The organism is Synechococcus sp. BO 8801, assembly GCF_002252675.1.
In the GTDB taxonomy this organism is placed as follows: Bacteria; Cyanobacteriota; Cyanobacteriia; order PCC-6307; family Cyanobiaceae; genus Cyanobium.
This window is the reverse complement of the sequence record NZ_NQKY01000012.1, coordinates 38915-55351: the sequence shown is the minus strand read 5'-3', so window position 1 is coordinate 55351 and position 16437 is coordinate 38915. Positions and strand designations below refer to the sequence as shown.

General features: G+C 70.0%; 13 protein-coding genes. 9 read left to right on the top strand and 4 right to left on the bottom strand.

The annotated features are described in order from the left end of the window. Positions 1 to 7 precede the first annotated feature (7 nt). From CJZ86_RS17640 to CJZ86_RS10235, 4 genes are all read left to right on the top strand, one after another. Complete coding sequence (locus CJZ86_RS17640) at positions 8 to 553, top strand: VOC family protein (RefSeq protein WP_353615223.1); 546 nt, start codon at positions 8 to 10, stop codon at positions 551 to 553. Beyond that, on the top strand, positions 448 to 1239 hold the full coding sequence (locus tag CJZ86_RS10245; protein ID WP_353615224.1) for a hypothetical protein: 792 nt from the start codon (positions 448 to 450) through the stop codon (positions 1237 to 1239). Before CJZ86_RS17640 ends, CJZ86_RS10245 begins: the two co-directional genes overlap by 106 nt. A 15-nt stretch (positions 1240 to 1254) precedes the next feature. Beyond that, positions 1255 to 2580, top strand: a complete 1326-nt coding sequence (locus CJZ86_RS10240; protein ID WP_094585852.1) for a glycosyltransferase — start codon at positions 1255 to 1257, stop codon at positions 2578 to 2580. 328 nt (positions 2581 to 2908) lie between these two features. Further along, a complete protein-coding gene (locus CJZ86_RS10235) occupies positions 2909 to 6190 on the top strand; it encodes an SDR family oxidoreductase (protein ID WP_158219547.1) in 3282 nt (1093 codons plus the stop codon). Positions 6191 to 6214: 24 nt separating this feature from the next. Here CJZ86_RS10235 and CJZ86_RS10230 read toward each other — a convergent pair whose 3' ends face one another. From CJZ86_RS10230 to CJZ86_RS10220, 3 genes are all read right to left on the bottom strand, one after another. Then, a complete protein-coding gene (locus tag CJZ86_RS10230) occupies positions 6215 to 8911 on the bottom strand; it encodes a sugar porter family MFS transporter (protein WP_094585850.1) in 2697 nt (898 codons plus the stop codon). Between the two features lie 3 nt (positions 8912 to 8914). Continuing rightward, a complete protein-coding gene (locus tag CJZ86_RS10225; RefSeq protein WP_094585849.1) occupies positions 8915 to 10111 on the bottom strand; it encodes a radical SAM protein in 1197 nt (398 codons plus the stop codon). Positions 10112 to 10174: 63 nt separating this feature from the next. Next, positions 10175 to 11299 (bottom strand): zinc-dependent alcohol dehydrogenase, encoded by a 1125-nt coding sequence (locus CJZ86_RS10220; protein WP_094585848.1) that lies wholly within the window; start codon positions 11297 to 11299, stop codon positions 10175 to 10177. A gap of 129 nt (positions 11300 to 11428) precedes the next feature. Here CJZ86_RS10220 and CJZ86_RS10215 point away from each other — a divergent pair, with 129 nt between their 5' ends. Genes CJZ86_RS10215 through CJZ86_RS10205 form a run of 3 tightly spaced genes read left to right on the top strand, consistent with a single transcriptional unit; the run spans position 11429 to position 13437 of the window. Then, complete coding sequence (locus tag CJZ86_RS10215; protein WP_094585847.1) at positions 11429 to 11929, top strand: hypothetical protein; 501 nt, start codon at positions 11429 to 11431, stop codon at positions 11927 to 11929. After that, positions 11877 to 12464 (top strand): hypothetical protein, encoded by a 588-nt coding sequence (locus CJZ86_RS10210; protein ID WP_143594129.1) that lies wholly within the window; start codon positions 11877 to 11879, stop codon positions 12462 to 12464. The genes CJZ86_RS10215 and CJZ86_RS10210 overlap by 53 nt, the downstream gene beginning before the upstream one ends. Positions 12465 to 12486: 22 nt before the next feature. Next, positions 12487 to 13437, top strand: coding sequence for an aldo/keto reductase (locus CJZ86_RS10205; protein ID WP_094585845.1), 951 nt, complete (start codon positions 12487 to 12489; stop codon positions 13435 to 13437). Here CJZ86_RS10205 and CJZ86_RS10200 read toward each other — a convergent pair. After that, positions 13410 to 14093, bottom strand: a complete 684-nt coding sequence (locus CJZ86_RS10200; RefSeq protein WP_094585844.1) for a TetR/AcrR family transcriptional regulator — start codon at positions 14091 to 14093, stop codon at positions 13410 to 13412. The genes CJZ86_RS10205 and CJZ86_RS10200 overlap by 28 nt on opposite strands. 117 nt (positions 14094 to 14210) lie before the next feature. Between CJZ86_RS10200 and CJZ86_RS10195 the strand changes: the two genes are divergently transcribed. Both CJZ86_RS10195 and CJZ86_RS10190 read left to right on the top strand, forming a co-directional pair. Further along, entirely contained in the window at positions 14211 to 14930 is a 720-nt protein-coding gene (locus CJZ86_RS10195; protein ID WP_094585843.1) for a Coq4 family protein, read from the top strand. A 26-nt stretch (positions 14931 to 14956) separates the two neighbouring features. Then, positions 14957 to 16147, top strand: a complete 1191-nt coding sequence (locus tag CJZ86_RS10190; protein WP_233133960.1) for an MFS transporter — start codon at positions 14957 to 14959, stop codon at positions 16145 to 16147. Positions 16148 to 16437 lie beyond the last annotated feature (290 nt).

The window sequence follows — 16437 nt, the reverse complement described above, 5'->3', positions numbered from 1 at the left end:
GGTCCTGATGATCCCCCACGTCCGACTGGCCCGTCCAGTGACGGATCTACGCCGCACGGAAGTCCTGTACGGCGAGGGTCTGGGGCTCACGCGTCTCGACAATTTCGACAACCACGACGGCTTTGACGGGGTGATGCTGGGAGAGCCGGGCGGGGCGTATCACTTTGAATTCACGTATTGCCGTACCCATCCCGTCGCTCCATCACCCACACCGGAAGACTTGCTGGTGTTCTTTATTCCGGACAGGCAGGACTGGCTGAGGCGCTGTGAAGCGATGCAGGCGGCGGGATGGGCGCACCCTGGGATGGGTGAGCGGCGGCAACGGCGGCGATGTAGGGCTCACTGGCGGGCCTCGGTAGAGTCGCCGCCAGTGAGCCCACGCCGCGTTTGTTCCTTCCAGCCCTTCGATTCGTGGTTCCCCTGGGCGGTTTGGCGCTGGCCCTGGCCTTGCCTTCGGCGGCCCGGGCCGGCAGCTGCGAAGAGAGCTTCGCGCAGAAGGGGAACCCCCTTTCCGGGACGCGGTTCAGCGCCGAAGTCACGGTCGATGCGTTGACCGTGCCGGTGGCGATTCGCCAGCTGCGCGGCATCGCGGCCGCCCGGGGCTACGACATCCTCAGCGAGGAGGCGGACGACGGCAGCATGCTGCTCGAGCAGCCGCGATCGGGCGCCGCCCGGCCGTTCCCGATCATCGCCACCGCCCAGGCCGAGCAGGCGGCTGCCCGGGTGAAGCTGGAAGCGAAGCTCCCGGCCGGCATGCTGGCGGGCGCCGGTGGGGCGCGCACCGAACTCTGCGCCATGTTGAACGCCGTCAAAGGTGGCGCTGAAGGCATCGCGGCGGCGGAGCGGAGTGCCGGGGCGGTGTCAACGGCCGGCCCTGTCGTGATCGATGCCCTGGTGCTGTCGCAGCAGATCTCCCAGGAAGCCGACACCAACGCCGCGTCGATTCCTTCCCGCTACCAGGGCAAGACCTTCACGATCAAGGGTCGGGTGGCCCATGTGGCCAAGGACGGCGGTGCCTATCGCATCGCCTACGACATTCCCAATTCCACCAACGATCTGGCCATCAGGTTCGGCAAGTTCCGCTTCCTGACCCAGATCAGCTGCCTGGCCGCCAAGGGCCAGGGCGCCTATGCCCTCTCCCTGCGGACCGGCCAGGGCATCCAGCTGACGGGTCAGTACAAGGACTACGACCCGGCCCGGCACGTCATGTGGTTCGAAGGCTGCCGGCCGGTCGATTGAGGCCGTGACAACGGCGTGAAGATCCTGTTCTCCATGCATGGCGAGGCGGGCCATCACCTGGGGACGTTCCGGCTGGCCAGGGCCCTGGTGTCCCGGGGCCACCGGGTGACCTATCTCGGGCTTCCACGGGTGAGGCAACTGGTGGAGGGCCAGGGCTTCGCGTTCATCGAATTCGCGGGCGATCTCTTTGCCACGCCCGGCGACGGGCAGGAGCCCCCGGCGGCGGACGCCCTGTTTCGCCGCTACACCACCGCCATCGTCGACGGCAGCCTCGATGCCTGCCTGCTCTCGGCCCGGCCGGACCTGCTGCTGTGTGATTCGTTCCTCTGGTACGTGGCCCTGCGGGCCCTGCGGCTGGGCCTCCCGACCATCCAGATCTCCACCTCGCTGTTCCTCTTCGACAACGCCCGCATCCCCCCGGCGGTGACCTCCCTCAGGCCGGGCCGGGGCGTGCTCTCGGCCCTGCGGATCTCCCTGGCCTGGAAGCTGATGCATCTGCGGTATCTGGCCACCAAGCGCCTGGCTTCCCGGCTATTCGGTGCCTACCGGGCCCCGCTGCGGATGCACCACCTCACCGACACCTTTCTGTGGGTGGCCCGGCAGTCCGGCATCCGCCTGCGGCGCAACGTCACCTATCTCCAGGATGAGATCGGCCCGCACCTGGTCCTGCCCGAGCTTGTGCTGTGTCCGGCCGCCTTCCAGCTGCCGGGCCCGCGGGCGAAGGAGCGGCGCCATTGCGGTGATTTCATTGATTTCCAGCGCCAGGAGCCGCCGCTGCCGTTCGATCCCTCCGGCCGGACGACCATCCTCTGCTCGCTGGGTACGAGCGCGGGGGCCTACCCGCAGGCCCGGCGGTTCTTTGCGGCCGTGGCCGAAGCCAGCGCCCTGGCACCGGAGTGGTTCTTCGTGCTCCACATCAGCGATCCAGCCCTCATCGGCGCGTTCGCCTCATCCGCCAACCTGCTGGTGGTGCCCTGGATTTCCCAGCTCACGCTGCTGCGCCATGCGGCCGTGATGGTTCACCATGGCGGCCTCAATTCGATCATGGAATGTGTACAGAACGACGTTCCCATGGTGATCCTTCCCTGCGCCAGGGATCAGCCGGGCAATGCCGTCCGGGCGGCCCACCATCAGCTGGCCCTCACGGCGGAGGCCCGATCGATCACGGCCGACCGACTGCGCCAGCTGATCGGCGAGGCCATGGCTGATCCGGGACTGAAGCGGGGCCTCAGGCGCATGAAGGAACAGATCGAACGGGAGCGTGGACTGCAGCAGGCGGTGGCCTTCATTGAAGGCATCACGGCCGACTTCACGGCCGGCGACGACATCGACGAGCCTTGAATGATTCTTTCGCATCTTTATGTCGTGCTAACTTCAATATGATTCTGCATGCCCACGGCAAGGGTCCCCCCCTGTGTGTCTTCACCACAGCCGTCGGCCTGTCACTGGAGGATGTCGAGCAGATCAGGACGATCCCCTCCAGTGTGATGCTGCCGACGATGAACTCCCGCCCGGGCAACCTGGAGAATGAAGGTGTCACCGAGGACTTCGTGGCCCCGTCCCATCCCCGGTTACGACCTCTGCCAGACCTGCATCCACGCCATCACGCTGCCCGCGAACGTTGCGGCCTTCGCGTACGACAAGGCAGCGGCCTGAGGCCAGCATTGTCGTGAGTGATTCCAGCGTTGCCCTGCCGTCGTCCCTGCCCTACGGGGCCCTGATCGACTCCGTTCTGGCGGCCCATCCCGAGCGCCCCGCCCTGGCCGAGCGCGCCTATGTCGTTGCGGCCGACCCCGCCACGGGAACCACCCACCGCCAGATCCTGGCCGAGTTCCGCCCCATCACCTACCGAACCCTGCGGGATCGGGTCCGCTGCCTGGCCGCGGCCTGGCGCAGCGATCCCGATGGCGTCATCCGGCGCGGGGAGCGGGTGGCGATCATCGGCTTCGCCAGCATCGACTACGCCGTCATCGACCTGGCCCTGGCCTACACCGGGGCCGTGCCGATGCCCCTGTCGGGTCACCATTCGGCCGCCGAGTTCGACGCGATCCTGGAGCGGACCACCCCAGCGGCGCTGGCCGTGTCCATCGCCCAGCTGCCCGCGATGGTGGATCTGGTGCGGCGCCACGCCTGCATCCGCCAGCTGATCGTCTTCGACGCCGACACCCGGATCACGGCCGAGCGCACCCTCGTGGAGGAGGCCGAGCGAACGCTCCGGGCGGCCGGGTCGACGGTTCCCCTGGTGCTCCTGCCGGATCTCATCGTCCGCGGCCAGGACGCCGCCGCCGACCTCCCTCCCCCGGCCACCGTCGACCCGGAGGCGATGGCCCTGCTCATCCACACCTCGGGCAGCACCGGCCAGCCGAAGGGGGCCTGCATCTCGGCCGCGGCCCTGGTCAACACCTGGCGCCAGGTCTCCGGTCCGGACCCGAAGGTGGCGGTGGTGCTCGCTCCCTTCCACCACATCATGGGCAGGGATTCGATGGTCACCGCCCTCAATTCCGGTGGCCTGGCCTGCTTCACCCTGAAGCCGGATCTCTCCACCGTCTTCGAGGACATCCGCCTGGCCCGACCGACGGGGCTGGTGCTGTTTCCGCGCCTCTGTGAGTGGATCGACCAGCACCTGCGAACGACTACATCCGATGACCTGCGTGTCTTCTTGGGCGACCGGCTGCAATCCATCGTTGTGGCTTCGGCGCCGATCGCGCCCCGCATCCGGGCGTTGATGGAGGAGACCTTCGGGGTGCCGGTGCACGAGGGCTACAGCAGCACCGAGACGGCCAGCGGCGGCCTGGCCATGAACGGCCGGCTCAACCGGCCCAACGTCATCGCGTACCGGCTGCGGGATGTGCCGGAGTCGGGCTACTTCCTCACCGATCGCCCCTATCCAAGGGGCGAACTGTGCGTGAAGACGCGCTTCGGCATCCGCGAGTACTTCCGGAACCCGGAGGCGACGGCGGCCCTGTTCGATGCCGACGGTTTCTGCTGCACCGGGGATGTGGTCGAGGAGCGCGGCCCCGGCCAGATCGCCCTCATCGACCGCCGCCGGAACGTCATCAAGCTGTCGCAGGGGGAGTACGTCGCCGTCGGTGCGCTGGAGCAGCTGTTCGCCGATGGTTGCGCCTCGGTGACCCAGATCCATGTCCATGGCGAGAGCAGCCGTTCCTACCTGCTGGCGGTCGTGGTGCCGGACCCTGAGGCCCTGGCGCGGCGGCCCCGGCCCCCCGCCGACGCCGCCGAGCTGATCGCCCTGGTGCGTGAGGAGATGGTGCGGCTGGCCGGCGAGAAGGGCCTGAAAAGCTTCGAGATTCCCCGGGATCTCCTGCTGGCGGACGAACCCTTCTCCCATGCCAATGGCCTGCTGTCCTCCCTGGGCAAGCCGCTCCGGCCCGCCATCCGCCAGCGGTATGCGGCGGCCCTGGCCGCCCTTTATGACAGCCACGACCGTCTCGGTGATGCGGCCCTGGCCACCCTCCGCCGGCCCGGCGCCGCGCTGGGCCTGGAGGAGCGGCTGCGGCTGCTGCTGGGCAGCACCCTCGGCGTCCACGACCAGGCCTCCCTGCAGGATCGCTGCTTCCGCGATCTGGGCGGCGACTCCCTCGCTGCCGTTCAGCTGTCGGTGCGGATCGAAGCGGAGTTCGGCGTCGCCATCGAGGCCAGCCAGATCCTCGGGCCCGACGGCACGATCGCGGCCTGGGCGCGGATTCTCCGGGCCGCCGGCTCCGGCCCGGCCCGGGAGCCGGCCGCCGACGTGCTCGTCGCCGCCGACTTCCGGGTGGAGGCGTTCATCGACGGGCCCACCCTGCGGGCCGCGGCGCAATTGCCACTGTCTTCAGGGCCGACCCGCTCGGTGCTGCTCACCGGGGCGAATGGGTTTCTGGGCGGCCGCGTCGCCCTGGCCTGGCTGGAGCGCCTCGCCACCAGCGGCGGCCGGCTGGTGTGTCTGGTCCGGCCCAGCCGCACCCAGTCGGCCCGGGAGCGCCTCGACGCCCGCTTCGCCCACCTCGAGCCGGCCATGGCGGCGCGCTGGCGCACGCTGGCGGAGCAGCACCTGGAGGTGGTGGCCGGCGACATCGGCGAGCCGCGGCTTGGGCTGGACGCCGCAACCTACGAGCGGCTGGCCCACGGCATCGAGGCCATCGTCCACTGCGCGGCCCTGGTCAATCACCGGCTGGACTACCGCCACCTCCGCCGACCCAATGTCATCGGCACCGCCGAGGTGGTGCGTCTGGCGCTGACGCACCGGCGCAAGTCGATCGCCATGGTCTCCACCATCGGCGTGGCCCCGCTGAAGGAGCCCATCCGTCTCGATGGCTCCTATGCCAACGGCTACATCGCCAGCAAGTGGGCCTGTGAGCAGCTGCTGGGCTCCACCCACGCCGCCACGGGTCTGCCGATCCGCCTCCTGCGATCGGGGCTGGTGCTGCCCGATCGGCACCTGGCCGGGGAATGCAACCCGGACGACATTCTCTCGCGGCTGATCCACAGCCTCCTGCTCACGGGCCTGGCCCCCCCGGCCTTCTGCGTCACCGATGCAGCCGGCCAGGCGGCGGGCTTCCGGGCCAGCGGCCTGCCGGTGGACCAGCTGGCGCAGGCGATCGTGGCCCTCGGGGATGGCGCGCCCGAGGGCTTCCACCAACTCACCCTCGGTGGCCCCGCCGACGGCGCCTTTCCCCTGGAGGCCCTGGTGGAGCGGATCGAGGCGGCGGGCTTCCCCCTGGAGCGGACGGCCAGCTACGGGGAGTGGCTGGAGCGAATCGAGCCGGCCCTGCGCCGGCTGCCCGCGGCCCAGCGATCGCTGTCGCTGCTCGATGTGCTGGAGGCGTACCGCCCCGCCCCGGTCCCGGAGGCTGCGGGGCCTGGGGCCGAGGCGTTCGCGGACTTCCCGGTGGCCTACCTGGGCAAGGTCTGCTCCGACGCCATCGCGGCCGCCGGCGTGGGTGCCGCCTGAGTCAGGGCCCCGCCGGGCCCAGGGTCAGCGCAGGGCGGCGGGAGGTTGTCCCGCCAGCCAGTGCTGCTCGATGGCCTCGAGGCTCCGGCCCCGGGTCTCCGGCATCACGAAGGCCCAGAAGGGGAGGGCCAGGGCGGCGATGCCGGCATTGACGAAGAACACCACCGCCAGTCCCAGGGCATCGGCGAGCATGGGGAACAGGAAGGACGCCGCCATGCCGCAGAGGAGCTGGAAGGCGATCACGAAGCCGATGGCCCGATCCCTGACCGCCTGGGGAAAGATCTCCGACACCACCATGCCGCAGACGGAGGCCAGGCTCAGGGAAAAGGAGCAAACGAAGAGGATGAAACAGATCAGGACGAGATATTGAACGGCAGGGGTGCCCTGGGGCAGCACGGCGAAGATCAGCCCGAAGCCGATCGAGCTGGTGAGGATGCCGAGGATGCCGATCAGGAACTGGGTGCGGCGCCCCAGCCGATCGACCAGCAGGAAGGAGAGGGAGGACATGGCCAGGCCGAAGCCACCGACCCCGATGGTGGTCAGCAGGATGGCGGTGGTGGGATCGCTCACGCCGCAGGCCTGAAAGATCGTCGGGCTGTAGTAGGTGACGATGATGATGCCCGTGCATTCCTGGAAGAACACCAGGGCCAGGCCGATCAGCAGGGGAGGCCGGATGGTTTTCGAGAACAGGGGCATCCCCCCCGGGCCCGCCGAGGTGTGCTCGACGCTGGCCCTGAGCTGGGCCACCTCCTCCCTGGGGTTGCCGACGCAGAGCCTCTGCAGCATCCGCTCCGCCGTGCTGAAGCGGGACTGGGTGATCAGCCAGCGCGGCGATTCCGGCAGGAACAGGGCGCCGATCCCCAGCAACAGCGCCGGCACGGAACCCAGGTAGAGCATCGCCCGCCATCCCTCCGGCACGGCCATCAGCAGGGTGCTGGTGCCGTAGGCGGTGAGGGAGCCGATGCCCACCGCCAGATTCTGAATGTTGTTCAGCCGGCCCCGGATCGGGGCCGGGGCGATTTCGGTGATGTACAGCGGCACGATGCTGGCGGTCACCCCGGTGGCCAGGCCGGTGACGAGGCGACCCAGCACCAGGATCGGCAACGAGTCGGCGAGGCCGGAGACGGCGGTGCCGACGATGAGCACCACGGTCGTCGTCATCAGCATGTAGCGCCGGCCGAAGGCCCCCGCCAGATGGCCGCTGATGAAGGACCCCAGGATCGCCCCCACCAGCACCGAGCTCACCACCAGCCCGCTGCTGAAGGGGGTGAGGGCGAAGGCCGTGCGGATCTGCAGCAGGGCCCCGGCGATGATCGTCAGGTTGTAGCCGAAGAAGATGCCGCCGATGGTCACCACGGTGGTGGCCAGGGTGGCGGCGATCTCATTGCGCTCATCGGCGGTCCCCGAGCGGTGCCAGGTGCGGCGGATCTGGGAGAAGCGCAGCCGCCGGGTCTCCGGGTAGAGGAAGAAGCACAGCGGCAGCGCCACCAGGGCCGTGGCCAGCGACACCCCGTAGACCGCCAGGGTGTCGGCCGGGGAGTCGACCGACAGGGCGGCGACCACCATGACGGCATTGATCAGCCAGTTGACGGTGATCGGGATGCTCATCGAGAGGCCCCGCACCGGCAGCGGATACATCTCGGCCACGAACAGCCAGGGCAGGGGCCCCAGGCTGATGGCGAAGAAGAACACGTAACCCAGGATCAGGAAGGGGCTGACGGCCACCGCCAGCGGCGGAAACAGGGAGGTGGTGGCGTCGAGAATCAGCCCGGCCAGGCAGAGGGCCAGGCCCGCCAGGCCCGCCAGCAGCAGGGGCCGGCGGCCGAGGCGATCGACGAGCAGCACGAACAGCAGCGTGCTGAACAGATTCACCAGGCCGACCACGATCACCGGATCCCAGCCCAGATCGAAGCCCTGGAACAGGGAGCCGTCGCCCGCCAGCTGCAGCACGAAGTTGATGCCGCTCAGCTGCTGGATGGCGAACAGCAGGATGCCGATCCCCAGCAGTTTTCGGTTCGAGGGCTCCAGCAGCGCCACCCACACATTCGGATGGTTGCCCGTCAGGCTCTCCTCGATGGCGGCCACCTCCGGCTCCACGTTGGGGCCGTGGATCAGCTTCAGCACGGCGCGGGCGGCATCCCCATCCCCCTGCTTGATCAGCCAGGCGGGGGAATCCGGCAGGATGATCGCGCCGGCGCTGACGCCCACGGCAAGGATGCCGCTGATCGTGTACAGCTGGGAAATGTCCTGGCCGTCCACCAGCCTCGTCTCGATGACGAAGGCGAGCACGATCCCCAGGGTGATGCTCAGCTGGTTGAGGGACACCAGGGCGCCCCGGTGCCGGGCCGGGGAGATCTCGGCGATGTAGAGCGGGATCGCCAGGGAGGTGACCCCGACGATGATCCCGAGGAAGAAGCGGGCCACCACCAGCTCCTCGAAGCGCTCGGAGATGGCGCAGGCAAAGCCGAAGAAGGCGTAGCAGGCCGCGCTGGTGGTGATCACATCGCGGCGGCTCAGGCCATCCCCGAAGCGGCCCATGAACACGGCCCCGAGGATGGCGCCGAGGAAGAAGGCGCCGCTCAGCAGCACCTGGGAGCCGAGGGTCAACGACCAGTCGCTGGCGGCCGTCGCGGCCACCAGCCCGAGGGTCGTGGCGTTGAAGCCGAAGAGCAGGCCCCCCAGGGAGGCCAGCAGCGCGAAGATCCAGACCCTGGGTAGCACCGCTCAGCCGGCCGGGACGGCGGCGGCGGCGGCGGGTCGTCCGACGCGGCTGGTCTGGGGGTTGTGGCGGGCGGTCTCCAGCAGGGCCATGCGGCTGTCGAAGAGGGTTTCGGGGTCCACCTGCTTGCCCTCGCCGCAGACACAGTTGAGGCTCATCGCCTGGAGATCGCGGTGCTCGCGCAGCAGGCGCAGGTTGCCGTACTCCTCCTTCTGGTGGCAGGTCTCGGCGTACTGGCAGGGGGCATAGACCTCCTCCCGCAGGGCCGGAACGAAGCCGGGGTCCAGCACGGAGCCAAGCCGGCCCGTGCGGGTGTCGGCGTAGCTGGTGCAGGGGAAGACATCGCCCCAGTTGTCGACGATCAGGTAGTCATGGCCGGCGGAACAGAGACGCCCCTTGCCGCCGTAGAGGCCCACCAGCAGGGCGGCCAGGAAGCGGATCTCCCGGCCCAGCGGTCCGCTGTCGGCCATGGTGCGGAACACCTCCAGGCCGGGCTCACCGGCCGCCAGCAGCTCCTCGATCGGGTCCGCACTGAGGAAATGGCGGGCCCGCTTGTCCACATCGACGGCGTCGCTCATCGCCTCGGTGGGGGGCACATCGAAGCCGGGGAACTTCAGATCCGCGGAGGTGGGGATCGCCCGCTCGGCGCAGCGCGTCAGGGCGTCGCGGATGACCGCCACGTTGTCGGTGGCGAGCAGGGTGTTCACCACCACGTCGAAGCCCAGGTCGGCGGCCAGGGTGACGTTGCCGAGGAAGTCGTCGAGGGCGATCTCGGTGTGATGGAAGGTGCAGAAGAGTTTGAGCCTGGAGGGCTCGATGAGGCCGGCCAGTTCCGGCAGCCGCTTCCTGAACAGGGAGGCATTGGTCTGCACCTCCACGAAGGCCACATTCGGCTGGGCGGTGAGCCAGATCAGATCCTCGATCACGTCGGCGTTGAGGAAGGGCTCCCCGTGCACGTCGTAGCGAACGCCGATGCGATAGGGCAGGGAGGCGGCCCATTCGATGGCCGTGCGCGCCATGCCCCGGCCCTGCTCGGTGCCCCACATGTTGCGCTTCGTGCCCCGGCTGTAGTCGATGCCGCTCACCTGGCTCTGGCCCGCCGCCGCCACGCAGTAGTTGCAGCTGAAGTTGCACTTCAGCATCCGCACGGAGATGCGGATCTTGAGGAACTTTTCGCCGTCCAGGGGAAAGGGATTGGCCATGCGGGGGAAGAAAATGCTGTTCGGGGGACGGTCAATCGGCGGGCTTGTCAATCGGCGAGCTGCTCAATCGGCGAGCTTGACGACGATCTTGCAGTCGCCGCCGGCGAGGTCGTCCGGGTGCTCGAGCACGGATCGCAGCCGCTCCAGCCCCTCGATGGTGCTGCTGACGATCCGATCCAGCGGCAGGACCCCGGAGAGGCACAGGTCGATCAGCCGCTCGTAGACCCCGCCGAGGTGGCCGCGCAGCCCCATGACGCTGATGGCGTTGGTGATCATGTGGTCGACCGCCCCGATCCGCAGGGCCTGGCCGCCCCTGCCCAGCAGGGCCACCCGGCCGCCCGGGGCGATCTGGCGGAACACCGCATCAACGTTGGCGAGCACGCCGGAGGCTTCCACCACCACGTCCCAGCCGCCGTCCGGGATCTCCAGCGCCTCCGCCGATTCCGCCACCTGGTCGGCCCAGGCCGCGGCGAAGTCCCTGCGGTAGGTGGAGGGCTCGACCACGGCCACCAACGCGGCGCCGTGGAGCCGGCGCGCCATCATGGCGACCAGCAGGCCGATCGGTCCGGCGCCGAAGACCAGCACCCGCTCGCCCGGTGCCATCTGGGTCTTCCGGCAGGCCAGCAGGGCCACCCCAGCCGGCTCCAGACAGGCGGCCATCTGCAGGCCCCGCTCGCTCTCGGCCAGCCGGCCGATGGCCACGGCCGATCGGGCCGGCACATCGGCGATCGCGGCGAACAGCCCGTCCTTCTCCATGCCCAGCAGCCGGGCGTCCAGGCACTGGTTGAAGGCGCCGGAGCGGCAGGAGCGGCAGGCCCCGCAGCTGAGCACGGACTCCGGCGCCACGATGTCGCCCAACCGGAAGCGGCTGACGTCGGAGCCGGTGGCGATCACCCGGCCGATTCCCTCATGGCCCAGCACCCGGCCCTGCAGGGGAATCGAGGCGGGGGCGGAACTGCGCACGAACCCCAGCGGATCCCGCTGGGTCATGTGGAGGTCGGTGCCGCAGATGCCGACCCGCAGCATCTGCAACCGCAACGCGCCGGGATGGAGGGGCTGGAGATGCCGTTCTTCCAGGGCGACCCGGGGATCCCTGTAGCGCTGGTTGGTCTGCCGTGGTTCTGCGCCGTTGCCGGTTTCGGTGGCGTGGAGCACCAGGCTGCGGACGGTGGTGGCGCCGGGGGTCATGCGTCCGATCCGGCGTCCTCCATCTGCCGATGCTCGTGGCAGCACCGGCCGCTGTCAACCGCAGGACCGTGGGCTTCGGCAGACAAACCCAGGGGGGCCGGCCATCATGACGGGGCCGGCAGGAGGGCCATGGCCGCCAGGGACCCGATCCGGGACTTCTTCAGCTTCCTGCTGGGGGGCGTGCTCTTCACCATGGGGGCGTTCCTGTTCTTCAACCAGGTGATGGTCAGCTCCGTGCCCATGGGCCTGGGGCTCCGCTTCGGCCGGCGCGCCGCAGGCGGCTGGGGTGGGGCCGGAGCGGCCTGGGGCGGCGGCTTCGGGCTCTCCCAGGGCCTGGGCGGCGGCTTCGGCCTGCTGCTGATTCCCCTGACGATCGGGGTGTGCCTGCTGTTCGCCCTGCGCAACCAGCGCTGGGGCTGGTTCCTGGTGCTGGCCTCGGTGGCGGCCCTGGCGGTGGGCGTGCTCCAGACCCTGATCATGAGCTTCCAGCCCACCTCGCTCTGGAACCTGCTGACGATGTTCGCCCTGATCGGCAGCGGCGGCGGGCTGATGTTCCGTTCACTGATGGCCTACGACGATGGCAAGGACCGGCAAGAGCGACAGGACCGCGGCGAGCCCGAAGACCGTTGAGGACCTGATCGTCGAGATGGAGCCGGTGCCCCCCGGGGGCCGGCCCCCGTCGCCGCCGGCCCTTCCCCCGGCCTCCGGACCCTCCCGGTTCCCGATCCTGCAGCGGCTGCTGGCTGTGGGTCTGGTGCTGGTGGGCTTCGGCGCCGGCTGGATGGCGGCCGGGCTGCGGGCGTCCCTGGCCGAGAAGCCGGCCGGCGGCGGCAGGGGCGAGAGCCGCCAGGACCTGCTCGCCGACGGCTGGGTGGAATCGGATCAGGGGGTGTTCACCCGCCGCTGCCAGGGGATCTGCCGCAAGCCCCGCCTCTATGGCGGCGGCATCATCGACGTGATGGAGGTCGCCTGCCTGGAGCGTCCCTGCGGCGAGATCCAGGCGACGTTCGCTGCGCTCGACGGCCAGGGCCGGGAGGTCGACAAGGTGGTCGAGACAAAAATCGGACGCCAGGGGGAACGCCATCAGCTGGTGATCGAATCGCCCAAGCCCGAGGCCCGCAGCTTCGCGTTGGTTGACTTCCGTGCCAAGGCCAGGGTGGAGTGAGGACCCTCTGGGGTTCCAGGCCTTGAAGACACTCCCCTTCGACGACGGCGCTGCCATGCCGATGCTCGGCCTGGGCACCTGGAACGCCCCTCCCGGCGAGGTGGGTGCGGCGGTGACGGCGGCCCTGCAGCTGGGCTACCGCCACATCGACTGTGCCGCCATCTACGGCAACGAGGCGGAGATCGGCGAGGCCCTGGCGGCGGCGATCCGCTCCGGCCTGGTGAGCCGCGACGAGCTCTGGATCACCTCCAAGCTCTGGAACAACGCCCATGCCCCCGAGGACGTGGCCCCGGCCCTGGCGCGCACCCTGGCCGATCTGCAGCTCGACTTCCTCGATCTGTATCTGATCCACTGGCCCGTGGCCTTCCGGCCTGGGGTGCTGATGCCCGAGGGCGCCGGCGACCTGGTGTCGCTCGAGACCCTGCCGATCGCGGCCACCTGGGCGGCGATGGAAGCGGCCGTGGACGATGGCCTGTGCCGCCACATCGGCGTCAGCAACTTCGGCATGGCCACCCTCTACAGCCTGCTGGGGCAGGCGCGCATCCGGCCGGCCATGAACCAGGTGGAGCTGCATCCCTACCTGCAGCAGAAGGGGCTGTTCGCCTTCTGCGAGGCCCACGGCGTGCACCTCACGGGCTACTCGCCCCTGGGCACCCCGGGCCTGCCGCCCCAGATGCGGCCCCCCGGCCAGCCGGTGCTGCTGGAGGACCCCACGGTCACAGCGATCGCCTCACGCCGAGGCCTCACGCCGGCCCAGGTGGTGCTGGGCTGGGCCCTGCAGCGCGGCACCGCCGTGATCCCCAAGTCGGTGTCGCCGGCGCGCCTGGCCGAGAACCTCGCCGCCGCCGAGGTCGAGCTGGCTCCCGAAGACATGAAGGCGATCGACGGGCTCGACCGGAGCCATCGCTTCATCGACGGCACCTTCTGGGTGAAGGAGGGCGGCCCCTACACCCTGGAGTCGCTCTGGGCCTGATCAGTCAGGCGTAGGCGCAGATAGGCGATGGCCAGGTCGGAGCATTCGGCCACCAGCCGGTCGCGGCGGCCCTGCTCCTGGGTGGCGGCGAGCCAGAGCAGGTGGCCGACGGTCTTGACCAGCACGTAGGCGATCAGGTGGCCCTCCTCCTCGTTGAGGGGGCTGCCCTCGGCGGCGGCCTTTTCGATCATCAGGCCGCTCCAGTCGTTGATCAGCCGGACGTCGGCCTCCTCCTCGATGGCCAGCAGCTCGGGGGTGGCGCTCTGCACATCCAGGAAGATGGCCGGGTAGCCGGGGTGGTCGCGGAAGAAGCGATCGGTGAGGGCCACGGCGGCGGTGATCGAGTCCTCCAGGGGGAGGCAGCGGCCGTCCCCCTGGTCGAAGAAGGCCGTGAGCAGCTCGTGCAGCTGCTCGGCGTAGAGCTGGGCGAGGCTGCGCAGGATCGCCCCCTTGTCGGGGAAGAACTGGTAGAGGGAGCCGATCGGCACCCCGGCTCTGGCGGCGATGGCGTTGGTGGTGGTGCTGCCGACACCGCCGGCCACGAACAGCTCCTCGGCCGCCGCCAGGATCCGCCGCACCCGTTCCTGGCTGCGGGCCTGGCGGGGCTGGCGGCGCAAGGGCGAAGGCTCGCTGGCGGGGGCGGGGGCGTCGGCCATGGGCGCAGCGGCAGACCGGGAAAACCTGAGCGATCCTCGCATCCCATTGACAAAGGCGAGGGATGCTCATAATTTCTTGGACGTGAGGACTGCTCACGTTCTTTCGCGTTCCTTCCGATGACCACCACCGTTTTCCGCCCCACTCCCGCCCCCACCGCGGCGTCGTTCGAGGCCCCGGAGCTGCCCCCCCAGCTGTTCCGCGTCCTCGGCACCTTCGTGGCCATGAGCGGCGGCGACACCGACCTTGAGCTGGTGGGGGCCCTGGCTGAGGCCCTGCTGGAGACGCCCTCCTATGCCCTGATGGCCGAGCAGCTGCGCCGCGATCCGGCCTGTGCCGCGCTGATCGAGGCGCGCTGGATCCCCCCGGCCCACGACCTGGAGCAGCTGGCCGCCCTGCCCGAGGGCAGCCTCGGCCAGGCCTACGCGGCGTCGCTGGCACGGTTGGGCTACGACCCCAACCTGCACGCCGGCATGGTGCCCGGAAGTGATGCGGCCTATGTGGAGCTGCGCCTCAGTCAGACCCACGACCTCTGGCACGTGGTCACCGGCTTCGACACCACGGTGACGGGCGAGATCGGCCTGCAGGCTTTCCATCTCACCCAGTTCCCCTACCCCCTGGGCGCCGTGCTCACGGCCCAGGCCCTGGTGTCGGCCACCCTCGGGGCCCCCGAGCTGCTGCCGGAGCTGGTGGAGGCGATCCGCACCGGGCTGCAGATGGGCCTGGAGGCCAGGCCCCTGTTCGCCCAGCGCTGGGAGGAGGGCTGGGAGCGGCCGCTGCACGAGTGGCGCGAGGCGCTGCAGCTGCGTCCGTTCGCTGAGCGGGTGGGGCGGCCGTGAGCGGGAAGGCTGTGAGCCCCAAGGCAGTGAGCGGATCCCTGCTGCGGCGGCCGGGCTTCCGCTGGCTCTGGCTGGGCCAGACCCTCCTGTTCGCCGGCGTCCAGTTCTGGTTCGTTGCCGTCACCTGGCTGATGCTGCAGCGCACGGGCTCGGGCACCTCCCTGGCCCTGGTGCTGATGGCGGCGGCCCTGCCCCGGGGGCTGCTGCTCCTGTTGGGCGGTGTGCTCAGCGACCGCCATCCACCCCGGACGATGGCGGTGCGGGCCGGCTGGATCCTGGCGATCGCCACCGGGGTGCTCACCCTGCTGGCCAGCCGCGACGCCCTCGACCTGGGCCCGGTGCTGGTGTTGGCGGCCGTGTTCGGGGCGGCGGAGGCCTGCCTCTACCCCGCTGCCCTGGCCCTGCTGCCCCGCCTGCTGGAGGACCGCCATCTCGGCCGGGCCCACGCCTGGCTTCAGGGCAGCGAGCAGATCAGCAACGTGGCCGGCCCCGCCCTGGCGGGGCTGGCCCTGGCGGTGGCCGGGGCGACGGCGGCCCTGGCCTTCGACACCGTGCTGCTGCTGCTCGCCGTGGGCTGCTTCGTGCAGGTGCGGCCTCGCCTGGCCGCGGCGGCCACGGCCCCGACGGGGGGCCTGGGGCAGGGCCTGCGGGAGGGGATCGCCTTCGCCTGGGGCCACGGGGCGATCCGCACCGGCCTGACGCTGATCGCCATGATCAACCTGGCCGTGCTGGGCCCGGTGGTGATCGGCGTGGTGGAGCTGGTGACGCTGCGCTTCGGCGGTGGTGCCGCCAGCTACGGCTGGCTCCAGGCCGCCTACGGCGTGGGCGCCCTGGTGGGGGTCTGGTGGGCCGGCCGGTTCGGCGCCATCGCCCATCCGGGGGGCGCACTGGGCTGGCTGTCGGCCGGGCTGGGGGCGGGCCTGCTGGGGCTGGCGGTGGCCGGCCAGTGGTGGACGGCGGCCGCCCTGCTGGCGGCGATGGGGATCGGCGGCGGCCTGGTGGGGGTGCTGGCCACGGCCTGGTTGCAGCGGGAGACCCCGGCACCGCTGCAGGGCCGGGTGATGGCCCTGGCCATGCTGGCCGGCGTCGCCTTCGATCCCCTGTCCCAGGCCCTCTCGGGGGTGCTGATCGACATCTCACTGCCGGGGCTGTTCCTGATCGCGGGGGGGAGCCTGCTGCTCACCGTGCCGTTTGCTTTGCGCAGTGCGCGGGGGTGAACGGCTTGGGGTGGATCTCTTTGCGGGACTTGAGCTGCTCAAGGTGGGGAGGTTGGTAAGACTTGGGTATCGCTGGCTACAGCTGGTTATCGGACCCGTCAACCATTGCTAGAAAGCGGAAGCTGCTCTCGAAAGGCTATGCAGCATCGGTATTTCAGGCAATCCTCCCTGCCGCGCGTCGGGTGGTTCTCGGAAAGGGAGAACATGAGAGGAGTGGTTCTCGGAACCGTCCAATGACTGGTTAGACCCACGCCCCAGACCTGACTAGACTGGCCTAAAACTATGAGCAT